This window comes from Neobacillus drentensis (genome assembly GCF_036966985.1).
GTDB lineage: Bacteria > Bacillota > Bacilli > Bacillales > Cytobacillaceae > Neobacillus > Neobacillus drentensis_E.
Genome location: NZ_JBALSN010000394.1, coordinates 1 through 2,653, shown reverse-complemented (window position 1 = coordinate 2,653; position 2,653 = coordinate 1). Strand labels below are relative to the sequence as shown.

Genomic DNA, 2,653 nt, shown 5'->3' with positions numbered 1-2,653 from the left:
CTTCGTAATCAGGAATTTATAGGTTCCTGGTAGAGACCTCCAAACCATATCATTGGAGTTATACGAAAGTTTTTATTAAATTACTATTGCTAAAGAATAATAAATTCTATTTTTATTGTCAACCCTTTAAGCACAAATTGAACCAACTATATTTATTCGGAACTAACTTATTTATTTTTATAAAAACGATCTCTTACTCTTTTCAACCTGGCATGGTAATTTAAAATATCCAGTCTAGCTTTTTCTGCTTCTGGTGCAATCGGTCTTAATTTCTCCAACTCCCAATAATTAACAATCACATCTAGAACTTGATCAAAATATTCCAATGGACCGTAGTTTGCCTCTTTTGCAATAATGGCCATACGATCTTCGAAATCAGGCATTACAGTACCAGGCATTTGGAAGTTCTTAATGACATGTCCTAAATGATAACAGTAATTAGGTTCCAATTGGAGATGAAATTTAATCACATCTCGATAAAAGGCATAATGCAGCGTTTCATCTTTTGCGAGACGGCGAAGCAGACTCGCTAAATCCTTATCATGCGAACCAGCTACTTTGGCCACGTTATTATAGAAAACCATGGTTGCTAATTCTTGTAATGACGTATATACCATGGTTTCAAAAGGCGTGTGATAATCAGGATTCCAGCCATTCTCAACCGTTTGTTTGTGCAATTGGTGGAGCCGCTTCGGATCTACATTTCGTGTAATTAATAAATACGTTTCAATCAGGTTTGAATGCTGATCTTCTTCCGCCGTCCAAGTATGGACAAAATCTTTAATAACCGTTAAAGAACCTTTAAACGTTTGATCTAGATGCGAGGTAAACCATGGCAAGTTTACTTCGGTTAAAAGGGCGGTTTCAACCGCAGTAATAATCGATGCAGGCAGTGTAACCTGGCTTTCATCCCAGGGAACACGCCTGAAATCCATTGCCTTATCCCAAGGTAAGAAATCATGATAACCCCAATCTATTTTTTCAGATCGCATTTTATGTTCTTCATATAAATCTATTAGTTTAGGCTCCAATCTAAAGTCCAAATCATTTGTTAACATCAAAATCCCCCGTTGTTGTAAATATTAATAGTTTACCGTACAAACGATCTTTAATCGAAAAAAATAGGCACATTTCTACCCGTTTAAATATTCGCGAATTACCAATGTTTGGCCGCGAATGAAGTTATATCTGATATTAGTACCTGTTGCTAAGTTAATTGTATCATAACTATTCTGAATTAAACCAATAAATAAAAAAGTGAAATAGAAGGGATCGTCCTTCCATTTCACTTTTGTCAATTTTACGGATTTACTTTTGTGTTAAACACTTGTTTACCGTCTTTATATTCTAATACAGTCGCTGATTTAATTGGATTATGGTCTTTATCGATCGTAATCTTACCAGTGATCCTAGATAAATCTTTTGTATTCTCTAATGCTTCTTTAATCTTAGCTGTATCTGTACCACCCGCACGTTCAATCGCATCAGCTAATAGATAGACAGTATCATAGCCAAGTGCATTAAATGCATTAGGAGATTCTCCGTTGAACTTTTCTTTATAAGTCGTTACAAACTTTTGGATTGTTTCATCCGGATCTCCAGATGTGTAATGGTTTGTGATAAATGTATTATTTAACGCGTCAGCTCCAGCTAACTCTACTAACTTCGGTGAATCCCAGCCATCTGCACCCATTAACGGAACAGTGATTCCTAATTCACGAGCTTGTTTTACAATTAATCCAACTTCTTCATAGTATCCAGGAATAAAGATGAATTGTGGATTTTTTGCCTTAATACGAGTTAAAGTAGCACGGAAGTCTGTATCTTTTGCAACATATGCTTCCTCAGCAACAACCTTGCCGCCCGCCTTTTCGTACGTTTCTTTAAATGACGCTGCTAAACCTTTGGCATAATCGCTGGCACTGTCTGCAAAGATAGCTGCATTATTTAATTTCAATTCCTTCGCAGCAAAATTAGCAGCTACAATTCCTTGGAATGGATCAATAAATGATGTACGGAAAACGTATTCGTTTAATTTTCCATCATCTGCTACAGTTACGTTCGGGCTTGTCCCTGATGGTGTTAATAGGATTGTTTTTGTATCATTTGCGATTTGTGCCTGCGCTACGGTGTTACCGCTTGTTGCTGCACCAATAATCGCTGTTACTTTGTCTTGGCTGGTTAACTTAATCGCGCCGTTTGTAGCCTCAGCAGCTTCTGACTTGTTATCTACTTTAACAAGTTCTATCTTTTTCCCCTTTACTCCACCCTTTTTGTTGATTTCATCAACTGCAATATCAATACCGTTTTCAAGTGACTCCCCGTAAGAAGCAACTCCACCGGATAACTCAAGGTTTACACCAACTTTAATGGTTTTACTTTCACTGCCTGAATTTTCTTTTGCTCCTGAACAGCCTGCAAGAACTCCTGCCAATAAGGTGGAGGCCATAAACATTTTTGCCCAATTCTTTTTCATAATAAGGACCCCTTTTTCTATTTTTTCTGACAAATCACATCGTAGATTGATAGATTATCTAACATGAATAACGAAGGGATTGTCTAGGTGATTTAATAAATATTATTGTAGTACAATTAATCTCATTCGTCTAGTATATTATTCTATTTATTTAAATATTTCTGAAACTTATGATTT

General features: G+C 36.3%; 2 protein-coding genes and 1 riboswitch. Both genes read right to left on the bottom strand.

Features of this window, described 5'->3' with window-relative positions; genetic code table 11:
- Nucleotides 1-86, bottom strand: a riboswitch (purine riboswitch).
- 81 nt (nucleotides 87-167) lie between these two features.
- Complete coding sequence (locus V7659_RS23175; protein WP_335542527.1) at nucleotides 168-1,058, bottom strand: acyl-ACP desaturase; 891 nt, start codon at nucleotides 1,056-1,058, stop codon at nucleotides 168-170.
- A 242-nt stretch (nucleotides 1,059-1,300) separates the two neighbouring features.
- Nucleotides 1,301-2,476 (bottom strand): ABC transporter substrate-binding protein, encoded by a 1,176-nt coding sequence (locus V7659_RS23170; protein ID WP_335542526.1) that lies wholly within the window; start codon nucleotides 2,474-2,476, stop codon nucleotides 1,301-1,303.
- Between the last annotated feature and the right edge of the window lie 177 nt (nucleotides 2,477-2,653).